We start from the raw sequence: 24,603 nt of genomic DNA, 5'->3' as shown, positions 1-24,603 counted from the left end.
TGACGAAGGTATGTATATTTCTAATAATTACCCGAACTTTACTTCAAGTCATTAGTATAGAAAGTAATATAGCGAGCTATGTATCTGACTAAGCCAAGTCACGCTTCGACTTTTAGTCAGTCACTTGTATCATTTTTGCGATAGATGGAGTGCCAGATTCATTGACTGCAAATAACATGTACCAACCATTGGGCATCAGATTCTTATCACCCGGTAGCGTAAAGGTTACCTGGTCATTTTCCTGTTTGACAATTACCCCAATTGAACGCTGTTCGACATTGGTAACGTGCGTAGTTGAACTTGGTGGAATCATGCGGCCAGTTCGAATTGTACTGGCGTTCGAAAACGCATATGACAATGTTTGCCCACGTTGTACCTGTTGTAATGCAGGACCGCCGGTCAATGTGGGACGATCGCCACGGTATAGTTGTGGCGGGGTATAGATCTCAAGCCGCTGATCAAATTTTCCAGGAGCCGTGTTGTCTTTGTCGCTGTACAGTGGGTCATTGCCAAATACGATAATACGGCCATCAGGCAATAGCAGGGAACCTGAGTGATAACTCCTACCGACAAGTTCATCAGCGAGCGGGGTAATTTTGTTAGTCGCAGGATCTATAGAAAATGTTTGTTTCGAGTAGCTATTATCCTTGGCTCTATAGTTTGCTGAGCCGCCATTTGCAATGACTTCGTCCCACGGCGTAACTACCAGGTTCAAATAACGCAAGGCAGCCGGCAAGTCAGGACCGGGCGTGTAGTGTGGCTGGGCATTCGATAAGTCGATTATGTCAGTACGCGCTGTGGCGAGAGGCGATTCGCCAATTCCGCCACCACCTGCCACCATGATGCGGTGGCTTTGACTGCCGTCATTTGAGGCTTTGGCTGGCGGCAATGCAACTGATCCGCTGGTTTCGAGTATATTTTGCTGCCTGAGACCGGCTACTGGACTAAAGGTGTTTGACTTATAGTTCCAGAAGCCGGGACTACGACCTTTGTCTACAGGCCCATATCCCGCACTTGATCCAGAATAAAATAGTACATCTGGATTCTGAGTTCGGAATAACGCTGGATAGGTTGGAAATTGCTGATTTGGGCCGAGCGTCCATTTTTTAGTTGCCGGGTTGTATTCTTCGGTTGTGGTGGTAATGACACCCGCGTTATCAAGACCGGACGTTGCAATGACGTTACCATCTGTCAAAGTTGTCAGCGTCGGGTACCAGCGGCTGACGTTTAAATCGCTGGTCTTAACATACTCTTCTCTGACGGGGTCAAATTCATAAGATACATTATCGCCGCGGAAATCCTGTTTGTTGAGCGTCATCGGTCCGGCCTGGCCGTAAATGTTTTGCACATCACTGCCTTTCAGTCCTTCGATCTGGTATTGATTTTGACCTTTTGTAATATACGATACATCGGCCTTCTCGGCCTCGACAAATACTGTTGCTGAACTGTGGTGGATCATGACGTCGCCGTCACCGTGATCCATTTTGGAAGCTGGCTCCACTACCACATCATTGGTGGATATATATGCTTTACCCGCCGGACTTATAAATTTTGTTCCCTTTTTAAAGGTACGCTGTTGGCTGTCAGGATCTTCATTATGTATCGTCATACTTCCAGCTGGCTTCGATACTTTTCCTTCAAGCTTTTCATACCCACTTGTACCGCCCGCAACTAATAAATTGCCTGATTGCAGCATCGAATGGCCGCCACAAAAGAAATCTTCGGGTGTTACAACGTTTTTAACGCTATTATCTTCAGGATTAAATACCACCGTTCTAAGTACGGCAATTTTCCCATCTTCGTGGAATTTATTGAAGTTTTCTTCATTGTTCCCACTACCGGCTACAAGTAGTACTTTTCCAGTTGGCAGCAGTGCAGCATGTATTGTATTGATCCGAAATTCTTCAGGCAAATCAATGATGTCCCATCGACCCTTTTCTTTTATATATGCCGGATCATTGATCTGCTGATTGTGCTCGTATTCAGCTAGCGCCGGCACTGATATTGGAGCGGATGCAAACAAAAGCGCCAGTATAGTCGTTATTAGTAATACAAATGGTTGGCCGCGCCGTACGCCTGCCGGCTGATTAGACATGTGGAACATCCTCCGTTTTAAATTGTTTTGCTGACGTATATTTATTGAACCGTTCCGGAGCGGCTAGTGACATACCGAGAACAAAGGGTATCAAACAAAGCAATACTAATATACCGGCCCAAAGCAGCATAGCCGGATGATTATGACCATTCGCTACGCCAAATATGAGCGCGATGCCTAAAATTCCCGCCCATTGTAGATGGGTTCTAAAAGATGGGAACCAATCGGGATTGTCGCTGCCACCTTTGGTAGTGACTACAAAGTTCGATTTTTTGCCAATTATGATTCCAATTAACGCCGATAGATATATTGGTGCTGTCAGGCTTGATATCGCCATGCCAGCTACGCCGTACGAGCCAGGCGCTTCGTGTGGCGAAACGTTATTTTGTCTGTTCCAGAAATACAGACTGAGTTGCATAACAAGTGTCATAGCATAAAGCGATAGGAATTCGCTCCAGGGTGCTAAAATGGCGGTCGATCCGGTGGTCAGGTAGATGATGCTGCTGATTGATGCCAGCAGCCAGGTTAGCGCCGTAAGTGGATAATACGTCAGAATCAAGAAATAGTGCAACATTGCCTTGGGAGATAATTTAAAAAATACCCTCCAGACTGTTCGTTTCCAAGTATCAAATGTCCCGGCGGCCCATCGCCACTGCTGCGTAAAGTACGGCCCCCAAAAGTCAGGCCCTTCACCGCGCGCCAGCACGTCAGGTGTGTAGACAGATTTCCAGCGGTTGCCGGTTTGAGGATTGCGCGTGGTATGTATGGCCAGACCTGTCGCCATATCTTCGGTTATACAGGGTTGAAAGCCATTTATTTGCCGCAGTGCAGTCATGCGTACCGCATAATTTGTGCCGACGAACATAGCCGATTGACTGTCGTTGCCGGCGCGTTGAATCGTACTTTGGAAAAATGAGGCTTGCGATTCTGCCCATCGGGCTACAAGGCCCTTTAAGCCTGCGCTGTAGTTGCCGTACACCTGTGGACCAACCGCGTAGGCGACATCGCGGTCACGGAAATACCCAAGCAGTCGTTCAAGATAATTTTGCTCAGGTACCTGATCGGTGTCGACGCCAGCCAAAATGTCGTACTCAATGCCTTCCGACTGTATGTATTGCATCCACGAATTAAAATTGCCATGTTTTGATTTCGCTGCAAAAAATGGATCATGAGAGGACTGGCCCCGAAGTTCCTCAAGGTCACCGTGCAAAATAAAGTGAGTAAGAGTCACATATACTTTTCGCAGGAGAGGGTGTTTCTGTTTGAGCGTGTTCCACTCTGGTACGCCTGCCCGGCTAAAATATTTAACGTTCAGCTTGCGACAAATTTCCTGCAACGATGCATCCCCGGTTTCGTCCAGCAGCCATACGTCAACTTTTCCACGGGCGTAGCGAACTCTTAGCATGGATTGCAGGGTAGATTCAACCATACTGATTGGTTCGCCAGGCGCGCGGGTTGTCGCGAATGCAACCTGGAGTCCAGGCAATGGGCGCACCGGTACCGGATCTTTGGCGCGCAGCGTTGACCGAGTGGCGGAGATTGTGCCAAGAATTGCGAATATCTGCAGCAAAGCCAGACAGACAAGCATGGCTATATTGCCGACTTTTGTCGGTGAATTTGGCTGCTGATTAATAATCCAGTGTTCCGGTTGAAACAATACAACTGCAAATGCGATTGTCAGTAGCAGGGCGCCATATGATAAAATTTTTGCCCAATACCTATAAATTGGTTGTGTCTTACTAAGAATTGACACAAATTCTACTGTGTAGGCGTTTCGCTGGTATTTCGAAAGTTTTTCGAACGGTCCGGCGAGACGGCTAAAACGATGCATCAGTTTCGATTGTGTCGTACGACGTTTACTCATAAACAGCTTCTACCTTTCACCGTCCCGCTACGTTGCTCTTGGACGCTACACGGCAATGCTTCTCTAAAATAGTCGTGTCCACGTCCATAACATTTAACTCCACCTTATTTCTGCCAGCATGGTTGCCACAAGAATAAGTATTTATAAATTGTTTTTTCACCGTTATAAGATATGATTATCTTCATATTCTTGTCGAAATTTGCAAAAAAATCTGTAAAAAATATTACAGAGGATATATTTGCGTCATTTTATAGCCGATGATTTAGTGACAATGTTTTGTTTTTGCAAGGTGTTATTCTATGCTTGCTTATTTGTAGCAATGATGACCTCAAGCAACTACAGAGTAACTTTATTAGCATATACTATACTTGCAAATTATGCATTCATAAGCGTTTACAATTTATGGTGATTAGTCGACTGACGGTTTAGTTTGAATTACTTCGTGAGATTGGTTGTCGAGCCAGGCTTTTTATGCAGCGCTGTCGCAATAGGGACGCTGAAAGAGAATGTGCTGCCGACGCCAAGTTTTGACTGATCGAGCGATAGATTGCCGCCCATTTTTTCACAGAGCAGTTTTGATATGTAGAGCCCGAGGCCAGTACCGCGACTGCCTTCGCGGGTAAGCAGGTTGTCATTCGCTTGCTGGAATTTGTGAAACAACAATTTTTGATTCACTTCTGAGATACCAGGTCCGCTATCTGTTACCGAGATTTTAATTTTGCTATCTATGACAGCTGCGCTGAGCGTAATAGTACCAGATTCAGTAAATTTCATTGCATTGCCAACAAGGTTGTAGACTATTTGCTTGACTCGGTTCCGATCTGCATATATTTCAGGCAAATGCAGTGTCGTCGTGTCGCTGCCCAAACGATTGTGCTTCTCGGCAGCCGTTGCCGCCATTTCATGAATAACACTCTCAAGAATATGGTTGATGTCAAACACTTCCATACTGAGCTGGATCTTGTTTTGCTCAAGCCGCGACGCATCAAGAAAGTCATTGACGATATCTATCAGCCGGACGCTGGATTCGTGTATGTCGGCTATCATCTGCCTAAAGTCGGCATCGTGTATTTGGTCGCCGTAGTAATCCTGTATCATCGTCGTGTTGCCACGTATGGCAGTCAGCGGCGTTCGAAGTTCATGTGACGCGATGGAGAAAAACTCATCTCGTGACCGGGCTATAACAACTGATTCAGTAATATCCTCGATAAGTGTAACAGATCCAATTTGCGTATGGTTGTCGTCAAAAACTGGATTGACGTCAATGGCATAGGATTTTGAGCCAACCTGCAAATTTGTCTGACGCATATGTTTCCCAGCCCGTTCCGACTTTTTGATCAATGATAAGATTGCTGGTAGAAGTTGCTTGTCTTTAATACTTTCTATATGCTGCGTATTTTGCTGCATGTGTAGCATTTTTTCTGCCATTGCATTGATAATGACAATTGTGCCTGTTGATTCGGTGAGTATATAGCCGACACGCAAACTGTTAATTGATGATTGAAGTTGCAACTGATCTTTCCTGATCAGCTTTGCATAATCCACGGCTCGTCGAAGTGTTGTGCTTTGTACAAGAAATGCTATCAATAATATGACTGAAAACAGTTGGCCAATTAAAAATGTGTAGAGGGGCGCGTGTTTGGTGGCGGTTATACCAAAATTCGATGGAGTAATAATGCTAAGCTCAAAAGATGTAGACAAAACAGGTAAGGTTGATTTGGTGACCTGCATCGTCGTGGCGGCTTCAGAATTAGATGAAGATTTGCTCCCGTTGTTGTAGATTTCTATGCCTGCAGTGTCGCGAATGATATAGCTGATACCCGTTTGCTCCATATCTTTGTCTATCTGATCAAATAGACGCTGGTAGCCAAAGCTCGCATTCGCAAACCCGACAGGGGTTATCGTATTTTTGAGAATGACTGGCATGACGATAAAAAAGCCTTTTTCACTCCCGATCAAGTTGTTGGCATTAAATACAACAGACTGAGATGCTTGGGGCATGTTTGTTGTTAAGACTGTATCAAAAACTTGTTTTCGATCTGATTCCGATGAGAGATCCAATCCGACAGATGTTGATTGAGCGGCCGACGCAAGATAGCTAACGATGTAATGAGTCTGATTATTGCTAAGATTTTTGTAACTGAAATTTTTATTTGCCTGAATACCAAGACTGTCATCGGCTTTTTGGTTTTGGGCAAATTTACTAAGATCTTTTGACTGCACTATTTGAACATATGTTATGTTTCTGAGGCCAGAAAACGTCCGAATGTCATCAAGCGAATCATAAAAGTTTTGAAACTCATTTTGATCGACCGCCTCACTTGCAGCATACAAACCCTTAAAGCCTTGCAACGCACTGACATAAGCTGTAATCGTTTGTTCAAATTTATCATGAAATTTATGAACTTCATTATCAATAGCTGCCGATGACTCAAGGTTATTATTCCGCTCAGCTTGTCTCCACGCTGAAAAAGTCACAATTTGTACGACAAGCAGAACAATGATTGTCAGGATTCCGAGCTTACCGACGTACAGTCGGTTTATGAGCGACTGGTTGGTGATACAGACGATGTAGAGGGCAGTCAGCGCTAATCCGGCTCGAAAAAGTAAAGATACAACTAATGGCTGTACAAAAGCAATGTCAAGATTAAAATACAACATTCCAAACATACCGATGATTGAAATTGGTACTGCAATTGTCGGTAGAATACGAGATGCGATGCGCATGGTTTTGTGACTTTGATACTGCATGAGTATCAGCGTGCAGGAAAGTATCACATACACTACCCCCGTTGACTCAATGAATCGCTTTACCCCTGGAGTTTCTTCAAGTGTATTTGGTAACAAACCAACTTCAAACCAACTTTGTAATAATATGAGCGCTCCTGTACATGCCAAAGCAAATACAAGCACAGCAAACAGCCTTGGTTGTGCCCAGCTTCGGGCAATAATTGCCACGCCGCAGATCAGTAGTCCGACAGCGCAGAGCAACTCGCCGAGTTGCAGGCCAGGCATGGTTTGTAGTGAAAAACGAGCATATTGCCAACCAATAGCAGCAAAAAGGCTGCATATTACGATGAGCACTCCAAACGCCATGGAAGTTTGTTTTTGAAAAGATGTTTGTAATTTCATAATTGTCCACCAACAATTGCTCAGATATCTACTTTACAGCATAACCGTTATAACAACCGGCTACAAGTGCAGTTTACTGACACAACCATCTTACTTGGCGTCATTTGCAGCAAAAATCTCGCGCAATACGAACATATGATCCTGGTATGTATTGAACCTGTGCGAAGCGTCATACCGTCTGTTGATTGTATATTTCGCTTGCCACTCGAAAGCGTTCAAGCGCAATTTTGCGTGCCTCGCTATGGTCGACAATCGGCGCAGGATAGTGCTGGCCAATGATGCAGCCAGCGCTCTGCTGTATATCGTCCGGCATAGTCCATGGCTCGGCAATGTACTTTGTCGGCACGTCGGCGAGTTCAGGTAGGTAGCGCCGGACATAGGTGCCTTCAGGATCGTGTCGTAACTGCTGGGTTACGGGATTGTACAAACGGCGAAAAACAGGTGCCGGATCGACGCCGACGCTGGTAATCCATTGCCAGTTGCCGTTATTGTTGGCTTCGTCGCCGTCCATCAGCATCTGCAGGAAATGAGCTTCACCTAGTCGCCAATCTAAGCCCAGGTCTTTCGTAAGAAATGATCCGACGATCAACCGGCTGCGATTATGCATCCAACCTTCTTGTCGCAGCTGGCGCATAGCGGCATCGACGATTGGATAACCAGTTTGACCAGCCTTCCAGGCATCAAGTAGCGCCGTGCTGTCGGTCCACTCAAGGTTCCGGAAGCGCTCTTGGAACTCCAAGCGGGCATTGTCGGGAAAATGAAACAATATGAAATTATAAAATTCACGCCAGGCTAGTTGGCGATGCCAGGCACGCGGTCCTGGATTGTCCTGCGGTAATATGCTCTCGATGTATAATGGGCTGATACAGCCGAAGTGCAAATACGGGCTCATCCGCGAGGTACCTTCTGCACCCAGATCATTATTCTTGTCGACATAATCCTGGACGCCGTTTTGTAGAAAGCTATTCAGACGGCGCAGGGCGGCGGCTTCGCCACCGGGCAGGGCATCAGGCGAGAGCTCGGTTGGCTTGGCTATATCGCTCAACTCAGCCAAGGCCGTTGATCCGATGCCGCTCGGCATATGCAGGGAGTTAGGTAATTCTGCCAGTCGGCGCCGTGATATCGTCAGCCACTGCTTGTAGAACGGCGTGAATACTTTATGCGGTGTACCGGCTTTCGTTTGCAGTCCTTCCATTTTGCTGACTATTAGTCGTCCAGGAAATAATCGTAGCTCGATAGATTGAGCATGTAATGCGGCTTTGACGGCTTTATCACGTTTGAGTGCGAACGGCGTATAGTCAGCAGTGCAGTAGACATGCTCAGTACCAGTCAGTTTTGCCAGTTTGCTTAGTTCCTCCACTGCATTACCGTGCAGTACGACCAGGTCAGCGCCGCGCGTGCGCAGGCCATTTTGCAGATCCTGGAGTGATTCAAGTAGGAAGCGGTTGCGGTTTGAGCTGGCGCGCGGCCCATGTAGAAGTTTCGGGTCGAACACAAATACCGGGATTACTTCACCGTCCTGCGCGGCAGTAGACAGAGCAGGGTGGTCGTGCAGCCGTAAGTCGTTTCGAAACCAAACAATAGTGGGCATCTATGATTTGTCCAGGCTTTCTGGCTTGTGAGCGGCTTTTTTACTGGAGGTATCGCTCTCTACTTCATACTGCGGATCACTTGCGCTGGCTTTGGCGTGGTGACCGCCGACGGTTGTGTCGTCGATTAGCTTGCGGGTTACATGGCCGTGAGTTTTGCCCTGCGGAGTATTCCAGCTCACTTTATCGACTTTAGAAAAATCTGTCATTGGCTTACTCCTTAGTTTGATTGTCAGTATAGGGTACGGCTCGCATCAGAGAAATAAAAAATATAACTACCTTAGTTACGATTGCCGGGCTACATGTTCAGCTTTCAGGCTTTGATAGATAGTATCTTCCTTGGCCCTCGTATAGTATTCATAAAATATCCGGGCCGAGGCTGCTTTGTCGGATGTCTCCGAGGCAGCATCCTGCGGCTTGGCAGTGCCGTCGGCATTATACTTGCGTCCCGAAGCATGATTGGCATAGCGCCGTGACCGGGTAAATCCCATTTGCAGGAATTTTCTGGCCATGTCCATGCCGACGAAATCTGATTGTTGCTTATAGGCTTCAAACAGACTAAATATCTTCTGTGCCGATATTGTCGCAGCTTCTGGCGTTGCAAATTTCCAATGCGGCAAAATCTCGTCCTTGTAGGGCTGAGCTATTAAGACGCCTTGCTCACCTCTACCTATCCGATATTTTTCCGGATGAAGCCGAAAGTCAATATTGCGGTAATTATCTGCATATGTGGTGTCGCCCATATACCAACTATAGCAAAACCCAAAATCAGGCGTTTATTTTACGCACGGAGCTATCAGCTTAGATTGTTGAGGTGTAGGCCTAATGTCGACTATTGGGGTTTTCCGAAATCGGGGCTACCGTCGGCGTTCCAGGTGAATGCTTGCGCCCTGATCTGGCGGTCCCAACCCGAACCTTTTGCGCGGGCAGTATGATAGACGATACTATCAGTGCCGTCCTTGTTTTTGACAAACGAACAATGGCCGGGGCCAAATATGGTGTCAGTCTTCTTAAAAACCGGTTGGGAGTGTTTTGCCCAGGCAGCTGGATCAAGTGGATTATCTCCAACCAAGCGAAGCTGGCCAAGACAATAATCGTCCGTCCAACTACCACTGGCAGAGTAGATAATAAATGTATCACCCTGGTCATTGCATAGGGGTTGAGGGCCTTCGTTGACATACGGATAGCCTTGTTTTTCCCAAGTATGCTCTGGTTTTGAAATGCAAACCCGGTCACTTTTGAGCGTGCAGGGATCTGCCATAGCGGCAATATATATGTTTTGTTGCTCATTCATGACGCCGTCCCACCCGGACCATACGAAATATTTTTCATTTGAACCTGGCAGCGTTAGGACTGATCCGTCAATCGCCCACCTATCAGTTTCTGCCGCAATCTTGCCTTTGTAGACATACTTGCCCTGCGGGTTATCGGTCATCGCCTCTAGTACGTGCATCCGTTCTTCGCCGGGATCGCCATTATTGAGCGCAAAGTACACATACCATTTGTCGTCGACTCGTTGTAGTTCAGGGGCCCAAATTTCTTTATACGGTGGCAGTTCGGATTGGGTGGCTGGCCAAATTGATTTTAATTCGGATTCAGGCAGTTCTGATAGTTCTTCAAATTTTGATACTGAAATACCTCTTTTGTCCCGATCGACAGTACAGAAGTATGAAATACCTGCGTAGGTTGTAACCCATGGATCTTCGCCAGAATCGAGTAAAACTCCGCTAACTTGACGAGCTGTTTTTGGATGATAAATTCGACGTAATTGTGTTTTTATATTTAACATTGTTTTCATTTAGTTATTATATCATAAATTTATATATTTGTCAATAAAGTATCTATAGATATAACAAACGATTTATATTTTGCTTATGCTTGCTATGCTAGTGTAAATCTAAATGCTGAAATCGTAAAGACTTTGCGGCTAGCTGGTGTGTTGATTTTCAGTAACAGAAGCTGATTGTAATGTTTGACAGTGTCTTGATATAAGATTAGTTACTGGCTGAGCTTGTGTATTTATCTTAGCTTTCTAAGGCTGAGTAGTTTTATGTCCGTTTTAGACTATTGCAGATGACGTCTGTAGTTATTATTGGAACTAAAAACGAAATATTACCAAGGGCAAACATCGGTTTTTGAAGTTGGTTGAATCGCTTGGTTTCCCCACGCCAGCGCATGTTTCGCCCAAAATTCTTTGCTATCGGGTGTTTCTCGTTCAGTTCCTGGGAACGATGGAGAATCGCTTGGCCCAATCCACGTACTTATAAGTTCATAAGACCCGTCTTTGCTGGCCTCATACGCTGTTGTTACCAATGATGATGGCTGTGGCAACTTAGACAAGTTGAACACCGTATAGCTTTCTCGGTTTAATCGTTTCGCATAAACCAGTTTGTCTCCAGGCTCAACATCAACTAAATCAGAAGTACCGACAACGCGGCCCATATCTGTATGAAATTGCATATAATCACCATTTAGTTCTGTGCTTCTTGTAATCTCTGCTGCGAGTGCTTCGAGATCAGGGGTATCATTTATATGGGTGGCAGCATGAGAAGATGTTTTGTCGTACCAAACAGGGATACCATTCTTCGATAAGCCAATTGGTGCCCGTTCTGCGTCTGAATGTATTTCTGACATTCCTACATAATAACAAATACACTTCCGTGACAGGGGTTTTCATAATACTCATTCTTGAATGACTATAGCAAGCTTCGTATCAACAAGAATAGTGCGTGCCGCTTATCGATTCGTTGATCTGCGCAAACACAGATAGCTGCTTTTATTTTGCAGATAATTCCGTAAGCAGTTTAGTAGCCCGCCGAACGACAGCGTTAGATTTATGCTGCTGCTGGATTGCGAGTAAAGCAAGCATTTTATCTTTTTTAAAAGAACCGTCTCTTGTAAATTGGGCAAGCGTGTCCATTGCGTTTGCTGCGACGATCCAGTCGATCCGGGAGTTAGCTAAAAGATTTTCAAGCCATTTTATAACAAATTGCTTTTGAGTAAGTGTTAAATCAACTTGAGCATAGATTTGCGATAAATGCCATTGTATCGATGGCTGGTTACTTTCTGCTAATTTTGCTATGAACTTATCAATGTACGATAGTAGCCAATCAGGTTTTTGGCGACATACTTTTTCAATCGCATCGGCGGCGCGCATTCTTACCCATGCATCATCGTCAAATAAACATTCATATAACTCGTTAAGTCGGGACTGGTCACTGAGGGTCGCATCAATGATTTCAGACACCTTGCCGAGTGAGTTTGATTTTCCTCCGACGGATAGCATTTCAGCAAATTGATTAGTCATAGGTTATATGATAGCAAAGGGGACCTGAAATAATGGAGTCACTAAATTAGGAAATGTATTTTTGATAGAATTCAAGTGCCATGAAGGCCATAGTAGACGCTATCGGAATTCAAACTATAATTCACCATCGTGCCGAGAATATTGTGGAGTGGTTTTTGCTAGTTCGCTAAAGGTTCTTCCAGCAATCTGCCACACTAGTTCGGGGTTGACGGAAGAAATATTGCTATATGTGGTACAGCCTCTGAATCCCCAAAATCCCAGATTTTTTACATACTTGGCAGCTTCAGTAGCTCCATCATGAACAATTACTTGTTCATGTCCATCCCCGATAATATGACCTTGAATCCATACGGCCGCTTGTTTGCCTGCGTCCTGTGCTATTTTACTGACTGTCATAGCAGCATTACCTACATATGTTTCAACTGAGTCATTATTGCTGCCAGGAAGAAGGGAAACAATGGCAGGACCACTATATATCGGATCGGTTGCTATCTCGTCAACGTGAGTAAGAGCTACGACTTTTTCGGCGAGTGCATGTAATTTTCTACCGGACGTGAGACAGACTGAAGTGGCTATACCCAAGCTATGGGCATACTCCGTCCATCTATCTATGAACTCTATTTCTGCGGCAGTGCTTTCAGGACCGAAATTTGGTTCGTCGAAAAACACATATTTTGTATTGGCTATTGCTGCCGTGTCGAGGAACAGTTCCATTAGGTCTACTGTTTCTTGCCGATGTGGGTCTGCGATACCAACTTCCTTTATTCGGCCGTTTTTATGCAGTGTCTGAGTACCGAGTCCGCTCATCGCCTCGCCACCGAATATATTGCCGAGCTTCCAAGGGTCTATGCCAGGGTATAAACCGTGGTCATGCGCAAGCTCGAACATTTTAGAGATATGTGATCTGTTTGGATACATTGCAGTTCGCTGAGCCAAATCCGCCTCTGTAATACAGAGTAGTACAGAATTAAAGCCATGTTCCTTTATTTCTTCGAAGTGTAATTCCATAGCATCAAGATAACGATTGCTGTCGTCATAAGCGCACATACGACGACCCGGCGACAAAAGTATTGATCCATCGGATATTTTCATCGCTTCATTACTCATAATGCACGATATAATATAATAAAATATTTATAAAAGCAACCAGTTGCAAGTCGTATTATTGTCATTTTATACCGTCTCAACTATGGTAGGTTCGACATAAAAAGAAACCGCAAGTGGGTAGGAGGAGGTTTTTGCCGTGTATGTGCTAACTTAATCAAAGACTCACCGGATTGGAGATCCATCATAGATGTTATCGGAACAAATGCAAGCTACTACAACATCAGCGTGCTGCTGAAGTTTGCAACCAATGTGTCAGCTGCAAGGCAAATATTACACCAGTTACCACTTCAATGACGAACAATATATGTAACACTTCAAGGTAATTGAGGACACCAAGGGCCATGCATATGCATAAAAATATGAATAACCGATTTATGTAGCTGTTTTTTACTGCAATAAACCTCAACCAGAGAGAGGTTAGAAGCATGCTAATAAACAGAACAAGTGCAGATAATTCATGAAATTGCTGGAATGACGGGCTGAGCTTATAGGAAAAAGTACTGACCATGACTACCAGATAGAGGGCGCTCAGAATTAATAGAATAAACCGTAATTGCAATCGTCGCTTTGTGGCTTTCGGCAGTACTATGGCCGCTAGCATAGTACCGATCGTGGCGCCACTGAAACCGGCGGCGTATAGCCACTTCGTTTGTGGTTCAGTGCCGTAATTACTTATCCCACCCTGGTTCAAGGAAAAGAAATAACGAGGCACCAATATTAGGCATAGTAACAAACAGATGCCTAATGTGATCTGACCTGCTGCAAAGATGTGATGTGGTCGTGATTTTTTAATAAGTAACACTTTTTTCAATGGCCCTCAATGTCTGACGGAAGTTTCGGGTAAGTAAAGGCTTACCAATAATCCGCATCAGGATGAGTATACAGCGTCCTTTTCTGTTCTTCGCAAAACGCGTAATCGTATACTCGATCATAGTGCCAGAGCCATCTGGCGCCTCATTCAGCTGGTACTGCCAGCCGCTTTTGTCATTCCAGACATTACTAGTGATAGTACGCAAAACTATGGTATTTGGTTCCGACCAGTTGTAATGCACCCGTTCCCACATGCCCCCTAAAAAGTTCGAGCCTTCTGTTACCTCGGTCCATGTGGTTCCTCGGTCATGTACAACCATAAATCTTGACTGACTATTTCCCCAAACCTTTTCCCTATTTGGCCCAAAGTCAGTCAGAGAGGCTATGAACTGTTCCGGACTGACAGAAGTTTTGCCTTTTATGCGTATGCTTGCCATAGGCCTAACGTATCATAAATTTATGCGTATCATAAATCAGTAGTTCATGATTATGTCAGTTCAAAAGGTCTATGCTTAAAGCGTCATCGCAGACCTTAGTGCATAAAATTATGAAAAATATCAGTTGACGACGATTACGCAGCCCAACTCTTAATAAGTTCGGTTTTGTCTTTTGACTTCGTGATCTGGTAACCGATGAAATTGTATTCTTGTACGACAACCTCATCGTAATTTGGAAAGACCTTGTCAATAAAGCTTTCGCGTTTGTCGTCGTCAAGCTTCTCAAATTCTTCCAGCTGGGTTTTGTTCATGCTGTTTATGACTTTCGTTCCGACTCTAATTTCAAGCTCTTCTTCAATGATGTCCAGCAAAGCTTCGGTTTCCTTCTCGCTAGATGCCATTACTCCAAGCTCGCTTAGCCAGTTTTCGTCAATGTTTACCATCTGTACATAATACCGCAGAGATAGTCTGGTGACTATTGCAATTAGATTAACGGCTCAGTTGATAGCGACCTGCACGTTCACACTTAAAATAATTGTAGAAAACCTCCCGTGTGACGTTTAATCATAACCGAAATGGAGGGCCATCGTAGACGCTATTTGAGCTAAACTTATGATTTAAGATCCAGCTGATTTTGACAAAGTACGATAGGAAAACCATCCGCCAACCAGAATAATCATCTGATTTATTGCTAGCATAGTGTAATACGAAGCTGTTGCTGTTGCATACGTACTATCGGCATCAATACTTCTATCGATAAGAAATTTGTTATAACTAGGAATGGACATAAGGGTACATAAGCCTAAATTATCTCCATAGGCTCCGCTACGAAGATTTATCGCTGAGTTTTTCCACGTTAAACAAGCAAAGTGAGGCCCGGAAGGGCCTGCTCCGCCAGTGACGTACAAATGGCTTGATTCCACTAAGCGGGCTGGTAGAAAAACTATCGTAAGCGAAATTAAGATGACTCCAGGTATAGTATATGAGTTCTTGCGTTTGCTGAGGGCTGCCCCCAATAGAATAATAAAACTAAAAATAGCAAGGTAAAGCCACTGCCATCCGAAAATGACACTAAAAATATTGGTACTGTCGTCACCTATAGCAGCATTATAAAATACAATTCCCGTGATAATCGCAGCCATGAATATAATCGCATAAGCAATTAACAAACCTTTTTTGGTTAATTTCATGTAAATAGAATACCAGAAAAGTCAGTTTAGGCGTATCTTATAGTGCTTATGCTTGGAGGGCCATCGTAGACGTTATCGCAACCAAAATCCAAATTTCAATGGATACTTAGCTGTCTTTTTGCCAGGCGGCAAAAATAGGGGGCAGGGCGAAGAATAGAAGAGAAACGTAAAAAGGCAACCAAAGCATGTCATTGCCGAAGGGGCGTAGCTGCATTTGTATTACCCAATCCTTACTCGAAACCACAATGTAAAGTGAGGCAATGCTCACGACTGTCATAAAAGCGTAGCTTTTTTCTAATATCCTTCGTCTGACTTGGATTTGTCGCTCGTCTAATTGCTTCTTTTTTAATCGTATAGCGCGATATGTATCATTTTGTATGCCAGATATCAGGGGAAGAAGTACGATTTGTAGTAACCCCATAAAACGCCCTGTATTTTGTAAAGCGATTGCTCTCTCATTGAAGAAAACATAGTTGTAGGACTGAATTATTGCAGCGATTCCTACGATTAGCGACAAAATGTACATGATAGTTAATGTTTTTGCGAGCTTTCCGTTTGGAGGAAATACTTCATGTATCGGGGCAGTTAATTTAACCATTATCATTCTCCTTTTTAGTGAATAGCGGCTCGAAAGGTTTGTCTGAGAAAACGGTTGTAATATCTGTATCAAAAGCCTTAGCAATCTTGAAAGCTAACTCAAGGCTCGGTGAATAGTCGCCGCGTTCTATAAATCCTACTGTTTGGTAGTTAACGTCTATTAACTTGGCGAGTTCCTGACGAGACATGCCCATTGCAGTTCGTAACAATGCGATTCTGTTGTGTATCATCACATAACGAATTATTGCGTTAACATAACAAAAAGTCAATTAGAAAAATAAAAAAACTCCTCAAAAAGAGGAGTTTAAACATAACCGGTATGGAGGGCCATTGTAGACGCTATTGGAACTATTTGCTTTCAAGAAAAGCCTTCAATTTATCAAAAGGCTTAATTATCATATAAGTTTTCTTATCTTCTTCCTCATCCAGTTCAGCTCTCGTCTGCGTGTAGCCGACAGGTATGAATATCTTATCCCAGCCCCAGCCATTCTCGCCTCGTGGATGGTCTGCGATAACGCCCTTCATGCCGCTCTCAAAGAATTCCATACTTGTGCCGTCGTAGTAGCCGTAGATGCTTTTAGCCGTGGCATTACGACTGAGTCCATCCAAAGTTCTACAAATAGTTTCGAAGGGTACTTCGTCGACATAGAATCTTATGAATGTACCAGGCAGCCTGCCTAATGCTTCAAATTCAAGAGAGACATCTTCGACGAGAACTGGCTGCTTCACTTCATCATAGGCCTGTAATAGCTTGTGCTTCACGATGGTGCGCAAGTCTAAGCTCTGGATTTCGTCCAGATCCATCTTGTGATGTTTGACGGGGAGTTCCAAATATCTTGCTAGGTAATCAGCTTTATTTTGATTGCCAGTTATAAACGTGATATCGATCATTTACGAATTATAACAAAAAGACCTCTGATATACAGAGATCTCATAATGTTTATGCTTGGAGGGCCATCGTAGACGTTATTGCAACTAGATTAGTAGCTACCGATAATAAAATGAAATTGGCTATAACTAAACAATGTTAATTTATATACTATCTAAGATATGAACAAGCAGTTAGTCAAAGTTGGTGTGGTTGGTATCGGTCAACAAAGTAACGATAACTTAATCCCAGCAGTTCTAACCTCCTCATTTGCAAATCTTATGGCAATATGTGACATCGATACTAAAGAATTGAAAACAGCGTCCCGCAGATATAACGTTGAAAATACCTATACGAACTACGTAGATTTAGTTAACGACCCCAGCATCGAAGCTATAATAGTCGCAAGTCACCCAAATGTGCATTACTTGGTTGCCAAGAAAGCAATAGAAAAAGGCAAGCATGTATTTGTGGAGAAGCCACCGGTAGAGAATATCGAGCAGTTAACGGAATTGATTGATTTGAACAAAAAATATCGCTCCGCAATGACGGGTGTCGGTATGAATTTCGGCTTTACAGAGATGTCAGGTGCGCTAACCAAAATCATCCGGGATACAGCGTATTTTGGTGATATAACTAGGATCGAGATTAACCACCATTCTAGCAAGCCTCGTGAACCACTTTGGGGATACGAAAGCATAGCAGATTCTTTTCTCTTAGCTCAACTTATTCACCCATTGCACCAAATGTTAGAGATCGGAGGAAAGGTCAGAGATGTATCGTTTCGTTCGTCCATGCACGACAGCCCTCTTTTTGTTGATGTAATTCTTGACTTTACTAGCGGCACCATTGGCATTTTGAAGTGCAGCACATATTATCCGTATTTTGAACACCGGGTAGAAATTTACGGTTCGAACGGTCTTGTTGCCTCCGTTGACAATATAAATCAGATGAAGATTGTTGCCGAAGTAGAAAGAAAGAATTATTTTTGGTAAAGCGCCGTCTTTGAATTTCAATAATTCTCCACTATCTTCCTCCGCCAAAAATGCAGGATTCTCAAACGAGCTGGACAATTTCTTTCGCGACGTACGTCGTGGTTTGAGTTTTAAAAATAGTCTAGAGAGTATGGTGCCAACATATGAGATCATTTCATATCTATCAACTGAATTAAACGGGAAGTATAAAAAATGAATATACTGCGAAACTGCTTCGTGAATATCACTGATGAAGACATTGCATATGTATGTAAATCCCTTAAAAGTGATGTTATTTCTGGCAAGAGTTCATTTATTGATGAATATGAACGTCGACTCGCTGACTACTTTGGAACACAATACGCAATTACCTGTTCAAATGGCACATCAGCGATTGTGATGGCGCTATATGTAGCAGGTGTAAGGAATGGGGACGAGGTAATGCTTCCTCCTACAGCCCCTATAATGTCTATTTTGCCCATACTGAGTCTCGGTGCAAAGCCGGTATTCGTGGACCTTAAATCAATTGAGAATTTCGACATATCAATCGACGACATAAGCAAAAAGATAACTCATTTAACCAAAGTTTTATTGAATGTACCCATGTGGGGGTATCCAAATAATAGTAACGAGCTAAAAGATTTTTGCCAGGCAAGGGGTATTACATTAATTGAAGATTTATCGCACTGTCACGGGAGTAAGCTTGCGGATGGAAAGATTATGGGTTCTAGCGGCCACATATCGATCTTCAGTACGCATGAACGCAAAATGATTACGACTGGAGAGGGGGGATTTATTTTAACCGACGACGAGGATATGCGCAGAGCGCTGGTTGGCTACCGATCATTTGGTGTAGGTACATCGTATGAATATGGTGTTGAGTTTGGACTCAATTACCGTTTGTGTGGGATAAATGGAGCATTAGGGATAACTCAGCTTAGTAAGCTGGACGACAAAATTGAAACTAGAACCAGCAATGCTCAAAGAATCATCAAAATGATTAAATTGCCTAGCCTATCGTACGAAGTAAAGGTCGCCGGAATAAGTAACTACTATTCATTGGCAGTAGTCTTGGATGATTCCATTATTAATGTAAGTGCATTGGCTGATTATTTAAATTTACACAGTATTGTTTCTGATACCTATGCATATAATTATAAACCGCTTTACGAGATGCCCTTATTTAATGAGTTTAAAGTAAAATGTGAGGTAGCTGAAAGGCTTATTAGTTCTATAATTACGTTGCCAACCCATGAAGGACTGAGCGAAGATGATTTAAGCTATATAGCTGATACATTCAACGAGGGTTTAATAAAACAAGGAGTATGAACATGAATAGCGATCAAAGAACCAAACACTATACGGCGAGTATGTTCGTGATGAACAAGTCTAGTAAGGGCTGGAAAATACTATTTGTTCATCATAAGAAGTTTGATAGATGGATGATTCCAGGAGGGCACGTCGAAGACTATGAAAATCCCGTAGAGGCAGTGCTCAGAGAAACGTTTGAGGAGACGCAAACTACTCCTAAACTCATTTCTTTCATTAATCGTGAAGTACCTGGTACTGACTCCACGTGGCTATTACCACCAGAATTTTTCTTTGAGCAGCTTATCCCGGCCCGAAAAGACGAGGCCGAGCATTATCATCTCGACTGTTGTTATGTTGGTGTAGTTGATGATGATTCCATAATGCATCGAGTAGAAGAATCAAATGATATAGGCTGGTTTAACTTACAAGAAATACGTGATAATACCTCGATGTTTCTCTCTACGCAGACGTTGGCTATAAATTTGTTAGAAAAGCTGGAAAGAGAGGAGCCATTCACATATGAGCAAAGCAGAATATAGTAGATTATACGGGACTGTTATAAATAATATTCGTACTCTACTCTCATGAATGCTACAGAAGCTTTGCAAGGGATTCTCCGAGAAGAATCAATCTATCAGCCAGCTTCAGAAATAGTGGATCAGATTGGACGAGTAGGTCTGGTAGCTATGGTTGCGCCGTTTGCGGTTGGTAAATCAACAATTTCAAAGACTATATGTGATATCGACACTGATTTTAGTCGTGTGCGCTGTTTTACGACACGCAGCATAAGACCAACCGAAGGTGAGGATGCCTATGATTTCAGAGGAAACTCAACTGATGCCCTTCGTAAGATAGCAACTGAGATCAAAGAAGGCCAGATAGTGCAATATGTCGTACATCCCACTACAGGTGATGTGTATGGTTCTCATGCCGATCAATATGCGACCAGGTATTGTCTGCTTGAAGCCTTACCGGGTTCAATACCGCAACTTGAAGACTTACCATTTAAAAGCTTGGCTAAAATTTGTCTAGCTGTAGAGCCTGGGGTTTGGAAAGAAAGAGTTCAGGAACGTCTTATAATTGGCGATGAAGATAATATTAAAAAACGACTACAAGAAGGAATTAGCAATATAGAATGGGCTTTAGGCCAGAATGATGTTTCGCTAATTGATAACTCTACGGCCAACCCTTACGACTGTGCCAGAGCCGTAGTAGACAGTGTAGTGGACGAAAATCAAACCTATGATAATCGCTCAGATGTACGTAAGACAGCGGTACGCTTACTGAATCATTTTAAACTCATGTTAGAATCTTAAAACAGAGAAGTATTGACTCCGTTCTAAGCATAACCTTATTGGAGGGCCATCGTGGAGGTTATCAGGACTAAACTTACCGAAAATCCGCCAGCTAGCATGGCGGCAATGAATTATGGCGGTATGGTGAGCTCCTAATGCCTAAGTGATAAAAATATCGGTTATGATTCTTTACTGCACAAATATTAAGAGTTATACTAAAATTGTGCAAAAGAAGGGCGGACTATGAATACTGAATCTGTAATCAATTTGGCAAAGCTGGGTTTGTCGGGAGACAAGGTCGCCCTACTTGACTACCTTAAATTTTTGGCAGCTGACAGCGCCAACAAGAAGAAAATCAGCCTTTATCACGGCTTAGTGGAGATTATCGAATCTCAAGAAAACCAGGTGGTAATGGCCTCGGGATACACCCGACAGAACAGCGCTTCTCAAGAGAATCTTTGGTTCAATAAGGTAATGCAAAAACGGTTGGACAAGCTCGTTAATTTGTGTGAAGATCCGACAATGCCCGCTTCTTTAAAGGGTAAATTCAATAAAATTCTCTTGTATGGACCTCCTGGCACTGGCAAGACTACGGTCGGATTCTACATTGCACAGCGACTCAATAGGAAACTGGAATATGTGAAAGTATCAGACGTTATATCTTTCAAGTTTGGTGAGACGCTCAAAAATATGGCGAACATTTTTGAAGATAAGGGCAATTCGATAATCTTCATCGATGAATTCGATGCTTTCGCTAAAAGCCGCTCGGACACTAATGACGTTGGTGAATTGAAAAGGATCGTGAACTCGCTGATACAGACCCTTGACGTAGTATCGAGCGACCGAATAGTGATTGTAGCGACCAATCTTGTTGACACGATTGACCCTGCAATTCTAAGAAGATTTCCCATTAAGCTGAATATCCCAGAACTTACCAAAAAAGATATAAAGGACTATGTGGACTTTTTGCTCGAGGAAGTTTTCAAGGAACAATTACAAGTTAAGCCGGTGGAGAAAACCCTGCTTGTTGATTTGCTTTTTGCGGCCAATCTTAGGACAGTCGATGCCATAAAGGGCGTTTTCGAATCTGCTCAAATCAGCATTCACATCAATAAAAAAAATCTTGGGGACATTTCCGACATACTTGAAGCGGCGACGACTGATGGGATACTAACGGCTGACATTATCAAGAAGATTCATGATACTAATCCCGAAATGCTTAAAAAATTGATGACGTATCTAACTAGCAATGTGACAAAGTCAGACGTCGCAGACTTCTTGGGTATCCATCGTAACTCACTTATAAATTATGCCAAGTAAATACGACCATATACGACTTCCTAATTCTTTAATCGGTACGCCTGCGACACACACGCCGACCGCTCCGACGCCATTCGGCCAACCGTTACCTGGCTTTCCTGACCAGGCTGCCTATAAACACCGGCTTGCAAGCGAAGTTAACAAATTGAAGCGGTACGAAGAAGCCGTTTTGCCACAGAAGAGGCTCGATTCAGACAAGGAAGTAGTGGATATTAAGCTACGATTCCAAGGTGCGGCGAATAAAGGTCTTATTAAGCGCTATGGTGTTGCAGTGTATGCAAAATACGATGACACTCCAGAGGGTCAGGAGCATACCAACGAGGTTGTGCTTGGTAAGGTCAGTAATCGTCGGTTGCCACGACAGGCGAGGTCTAACTACGAACAATTGAGCTTGGATCTCGATAATTATATACAGACAGACGAGGGTAGGTCCAAGTTTGGGCTTATCGAGGAGCTGGTGCCGCTTGATGTAAAGGAAGTTACTGACCCCGAACTGCTCGCCAAGCTTGAAGCTCAGCAAGATGAAGAATATATCGATATAGTTTTTGGTGATGACCGAGCTACAAGTGCCAGGAAGTTCGAGGATATGCAGGACTGGCTCGGCGACAGCTTCATTAGTGAGGTTAATACTGAGCTGGTTCACTATTGTAGGGTGCACATCGACAAGGACAAATTAGAAGAAGTAGTGGCTTCGTATTCGGGAATTATTGGCATCGAAAAGCCAATCGAGGTCATACTGAGCAGCGGTACTCAAAAAGCCATGGACGGAAGCTATGAGCTGGTCGATGAGACTGAGGGTAGCAACCCCGTGCTGATACTCGACTACCCAGTGAATACCGACCATGAGTTGTTAGCCCCTGCGTGCATGGATCAGGTTGGCGATGAGTATGTAACCGGCGGCGAAACGCACGGCAACCAGGTCGCCAGCCTTGTAGTTCATGGCACAAAGCTCAATTCGAGTGGCCGGCTAGTAATGGACAATAAGGTTAGACCAATCAATGTCTTTCCACTCGTAAATGGGAAGAGGCTACTAAACGAGCAGGCAATAATTGATGCAGTTCAAAAAAACACTGCTCCCGATAGAGTTCTTATAGCCAATTTCTCAGTCAATAATTATGGATTTTATGACCGTCGGAAAATTCATCGGCTCACTGTACTATTTGATGAACTGTCCGTAAAGCATAATTGCATCTTCGTAGTATCGGCAGGAAATCTGTTTACTGGCTGGCCTCAGCCCGTGATTGACCAAGTTTTGGACATGGGCTACCCAAACTATTTCAATCACCCGATAACCTGCGTATTGCCACCGGCCGATGGGCTTAATCCAATTTCCGTTGGCTCGATTGCGTACAGGTCTAGTCCCAACTCATTAGCTGGCCCGAAGGAACCAACGCCTATTACTCGTCGAGGATTCTTGAAGACAAAGGGCTATCATCTCGTCAAGCCTGACTTGATGCATTATGATTCTAACTTTGACACAAACTTCTCATCTGAGGATGACGGTCCTTATATGGCGCACCCAGACGGTGGGCTCATCCGTGGCCCTGGGACTAGCTTCGCTACACCACTGGTGGCTCACGATCTAGCCGTGCTTTCCAAAAAGTACCCGGCGTACACCGCAAACTCATTAAAAGCCCTGCTGATACACTTCGCGCAGCCGCTGGCATCAGCCCAGATTAGTGACGAAAATATGCTTAAAGCTTTAACCGGTCATGGCCTTCCAGACCTTGACCGTACGCTGAACTCACTGAGCACATCGACCACGATTATCATTGAGGACACGATAAAGGTGAATAGTCGCAAACGGGTTAAGATACCCATTCCGGCCGCATTGGCGGGTTCATCGCGCAAAAGGCTGCGATTGCGTAAGACGCTGGTATATAACCCTCTTGTTAATCCAGTTGCGCCTGGACTGTACAATCCAATCTTAATATCTGCGAAGATTGTCAGGAGTGATGACCAGCCCGTTGATAATGGCACGACTCAAAGCTATCTTGATGGGGCTGCCAAAAAAGCAAATGTTAAAAGCTATCCGACAGTCGAAAAAAATACAAGGGAGCACATGGGTGTATTTTGGCAGCTTGAAGTAACGGCGGAGGCGTTAAATGACCAGGTTGACGCAAGCCTAATTCAGTCATATAGCGTTGCGATTACTATCGAAGATATGGTGCATGATGAGGCTACTGACATATATCAGGAAATATCTCAGATGATTGATGTTGAAGTCGGCGTAAGCGTGGAAGTTTAAGGGGTAATCAGGAGTCTAACTTGTAAGAAAATCAGCGATTCGTTCCAATTCCTGAGTTTGTGTGCGCTTGCGATTCAAGTCACTATCCCATACCGCCAGCACCTTCCATCCTGCCGCCTCTAATGAAGCACGCTGCTGATAGTCACGCTCCATGTTGCGAGTAATCTTCGTGACCCAGTAACTGTCCGGCGCATGATTCAAGACAACTTTGTCGAATGTGCGGCCATGCCAGAAGTCTCCGTCTATGAACACGGCAAGCTTCTTACGAGGCAGAGCGATATCAGGCTTGCCGGGTGCTCTGGTGTAATGCTTCTGGAAATATATTTTTTGCTCCCGTAGATATCGGAATACCGTTTTCTCGGCCTTCGTTTCTTTTGAACGGATGCGGGACATAATGTCGCTACGTTTTTCTGGGGTATACATGTCGGCCATACACTTGATTTTATTTGCGCCGCCATT

At 43.9% G+C, this 24,603-nt stretch carries 23 protein-coding genes; 6 read left to right on the top strand and 17 right to left on the bottom strand.

All coding sequences use genetic code 11. From position 1 onward, the window contains the following. Positions 1–112 precede the first annotated feature (112 nt). From VF575_03735 to VF575_03660, 16 genes are all read right to left on the bottom strand, one after another. The gene (locus VF575_03735) at positions 113–2,095 is read right to left on the bottom strand and encodes a galactose oxidase early set domain-containing protein (GenBank protein HEX8182687.1); all 1,983 of its coding nucleotides are present in this window, start codon (positions 2,093–2,095) and stop codon (positions 113–115) included. After that, positions 2,088–3,959 carry a glycosyltransferase family 2 protein gene (locus VF575_03730; protein HEX8182686.1) on the bottom strand — a complete coding sequence of 624 codons (1,872 nt, stop codon included), beginning with the start codon at positions 3,957–3,959 and terminating at the stop codon, positions 2,088–2,090. The genes VF575_03735 and VF575_03730 overlap by 8 nt, the downstream gene beginning before the upstream one ends. A gap of 435 nt (positions 3,960–4,394) precedes the next feature. Continuing rightward, complete coding sequence (locus VF575_03725; GenBank protein HEX8182685.1) at positions 4,395–7,091, bottom strand: ATP-binding protein; 2,697 nt, start codon at positions 7,089–7,091, stop codon at positions 4,395–4,397. Positions 7,092–7,260: 169 nt separating this feature from the next. Beyond that, positions 7,261–8,682, bottom strand: coding sequence for a deoxyribodipyrimidine photo-lyase (locus VF575_03720; protein HEX8182684.1), 1,422 nt, complete (start codon positions 8,680–8,682; stop codon positions 7,261–7,263). After that, positions 8,683–8,889: a DUF2945 domain-containing protein gene (locus VF575_03715; protein ID HEX8182683.1), complete on the bottom strand. Its 207-nt coding sequence runs from the start codon at positions 8,887–8,889 to the stop codon at positions 8,683–8,685. It lies immediately after the preceding gene. A gap of 75 nt (positions 8,890–8,964) precedes the next feature. After that, positions 8,965–9,423 carry a DUF4385 domain-containing protein gene (locus tag VF575_03710; GenBank protein ID HEX8182682.1) on the bottom strand — a complete coding sequence of 153 codons (459 nt, stop codon included), beginning with the start codon at positions 9,421–9,423 and terminating at the stop codon, positions 8,965–8,967. 89 nt (positions 9,424–9,512) lie between these two features. Then, positions 9,513–10,478 (bottom strand): glycoside hydrolase family 43 protein, encoded by a 966-nt coding sequence (locus VF575_03705; protein ID HEX8182681.1) that lies wholly within the window; start codon positions 10,476–10,478, stop codon positions 9,513–9,515. A 314-nt stretch (positions 10,479–10,792) separates the two neighbouring features. Continuing rightward, entirely contained in the window at positions 10,793–11,314 is a 522-nt protein-coding gene (locus tag VF575_03700) for a hypothetical protein (protein HEX8182680.1), read from the bottom strand. 142 nt (positions 11,315–11,456) lie between these two features. Then, a complete protein-coding gene (locus tag VF575_03695; GenBank protein ID HEX8182679.1) occupies positions 11,457–11,987 on the bottom strand; it encodes a hypothetical protein in 531 nt (176 codons plus the stop codon). Between the two features lie 114 nt (positions 11,988–12,101). Next, entirely contained in the window at positions 12,102–13,094 is a 993-nt protein-coding gene (locus tag VF575_03690) for a hypothetical protein (GenBank protein HEX8182678.1), read from the bottom strand. A 788-nt stretch (positions 13,095–13,882) separates the two neighbouring features. Next, positions 13,883–14,341 carry a hypothetical protein gene (locus VF575_03685; protein ID HEX8182677.1) on the bottom strand — a complete coding sequence of 153 codons (459 nt, stop codon included), beginning with the start codon at positions 14,339–14,341 and terminating at the stop codon, positions 13,883–13,885. Positions 14,342–14,475: 134 nt separating this feature from the next. Further along, the gene (locus VF575_03680) at positions 14,476–14,784 is read right to left on the bottom strand and encodes a DUF5663 domain-containing protein (GenBank protein HEX8182676.1); all 309 of its coding nucleotides are present in this window, start codon (positions 14,782–14,784) and stop codon (positions 14,476–14,478) included. 174 nt (positions 14,785–14,958) lie between these two features. Further along, positions 14,959–15,531 carry a hypothetical protein gene (locus VF575_03675; protein ID HEX8182675.1) on the bottom strand — a complete coding sequence of 191 codons (573 nt, stop codon included), beginning with the start codon at positions 15,529–15,531 and terminating at the stop codon, positions 14,959–14,961. A gap of 106 nt (positions 15,532–15,637) precedes the next feature. Continuing rightward, complete coding sequence (locus tag VF575_03670) at positions 15,638–16,129, bottom strand: hypothetical protein (GenBank protein HEX8182674.1); 492 nt, start codon at positions 16,127–16,129, stop codon at positions 15,638–15,640. After that, positions 16,122–16,358 (bottom strand): helix-turn-helix transcriptional regulator, encoded by a 237-nt coding sequence (locus VF575_03665; protein ID HEX8182673.1) that lies wholly within the window; start codon positions 16,356–16,358, stop codon positions 16,122–16,124. Before VF575_03665 ends, VF575_03670 begins: the two co-directional genes overlap by 8 nt. Positions 16,359–16,476: 118 nt before the next feature. Continuing rightward, complete coding sequence (locus VF575_03660) at positions 16,477–17,019, bottom strand: non-canonical purine NTP pyrophosphatase (GenBank protein ID HEX8182672.1); 543 nt, start codon at positions 17,017–17,019, stop codon at positions 16,477–16,479. 159 nt (positions 17,020–17,178) lie between these two features. Between VF575_03660 and VF575_03655 the strand changes: the two genes are divergently transcribed. The 6 genes from VF575_03655 (at position 17,179) to VF575_03630 (ending at position 24,144) form a co-directional block, all read left to right on the top strand. Then, positions 17,179–17,991: a Gfo/Idh/MocA family oxidoreductase gene (locus VF575_03655; protein ID HEX8182671.1), complete on the top strand. Its 813-nt coding sequence runs from the start codon at positions 17,179–17,181 to the stop codon at positions 17,989–17,991. A 216-nt stretch (positions 17,992–18,207) separates the two neighbouring features. After that, positions 18,208–19,299, top strand: coding sequence for a DegT/DnrJ/EryC1/StrS aminotransferase family protein (locus VF575_03650; protein ID HEX8182670.1), 1,092 nt, complete (start codon positions 18,208–18,210; stop codon positions 19,297–19,299). A 2-nt stretch (positions 19,300–19,301) separates the two neighbouring features. After that, complete coding sequence (locus VF575_03645; protein HEX8182669.1) at positions 19,302–19,820, top strand: NUDIX domain-containing protein; 519 nt, start codon at positions 19,302–19,304, stop codon at positions 19,818–19,820. Positions 19,821–19,865: 45 nt separating this feature from the next. Beyond that, positions 19,866–20,597 (top strand): hypothetical protein, encoded by a 732-nt coding sequence (locus VF575_03640; GenBank protein HEX8182668.1) that lies wholly within the window; start codon positions 19,866–19,868, stop codon positions 20,595–20,597. A gap of 222 nt (positions 20,598–20,819) precedes the next feature. Continuing rightward, complete coding sequence (locus VF575_03635) at positions 20,820–21,896, top strand: ATP-binding protein (protein HEX8182667.1); 1,077 nt, start codon at positions 20,820–20,822, stop codon at positions 21,894–21,896. Beyond that, positions 21,886–24,144, top strand: coding sequence for a S8 family peptidase (locus VF575_03630; GenBank protein ID HEX8182666.1), 2,259 nt, complete (start codon positions 21,886–21,888; stop codon positions 24,142–24,144). Before VF575_03635 ends, VF575_03630 begins: the two co-directional genes overlap by 11 nt. A 15-nt stretch (positions 24,145–24,159) precedes the next feature. On the opposite strand, the gene VF575_03625 is transcribed toward VF575_03630, so the two are convergent. Further along, positions 24,160–24,576 (bottom strand): very short patch repair endonuclease, encoded by a 417-nt coding sequence (locus VF575_03625; GenBank protein ID HEX8182665.1) that lies wholly within the window; start codon positions 24,574–24,576, stop codon positions 24,160–24,162. Between the last annotated feature and the right edge of the window lie 27 nt (positions 24,577–24,603).

The organism is Candidatus Saccharimonadales bacterium, assembly GCA_036388415.1.
In the GTDB taxonomy this organism is placed as follows: domain Bacteria; phylum Patescibacteriota; class Saccharimonadia; order Saccharimonadales; family UBA4665; genus UBA4665.
The sequence above is the reverse complement of the archived record's forward strand: the minus strand, read 5'-3'. Positions and strand labels throughout refer to the sequence as shown.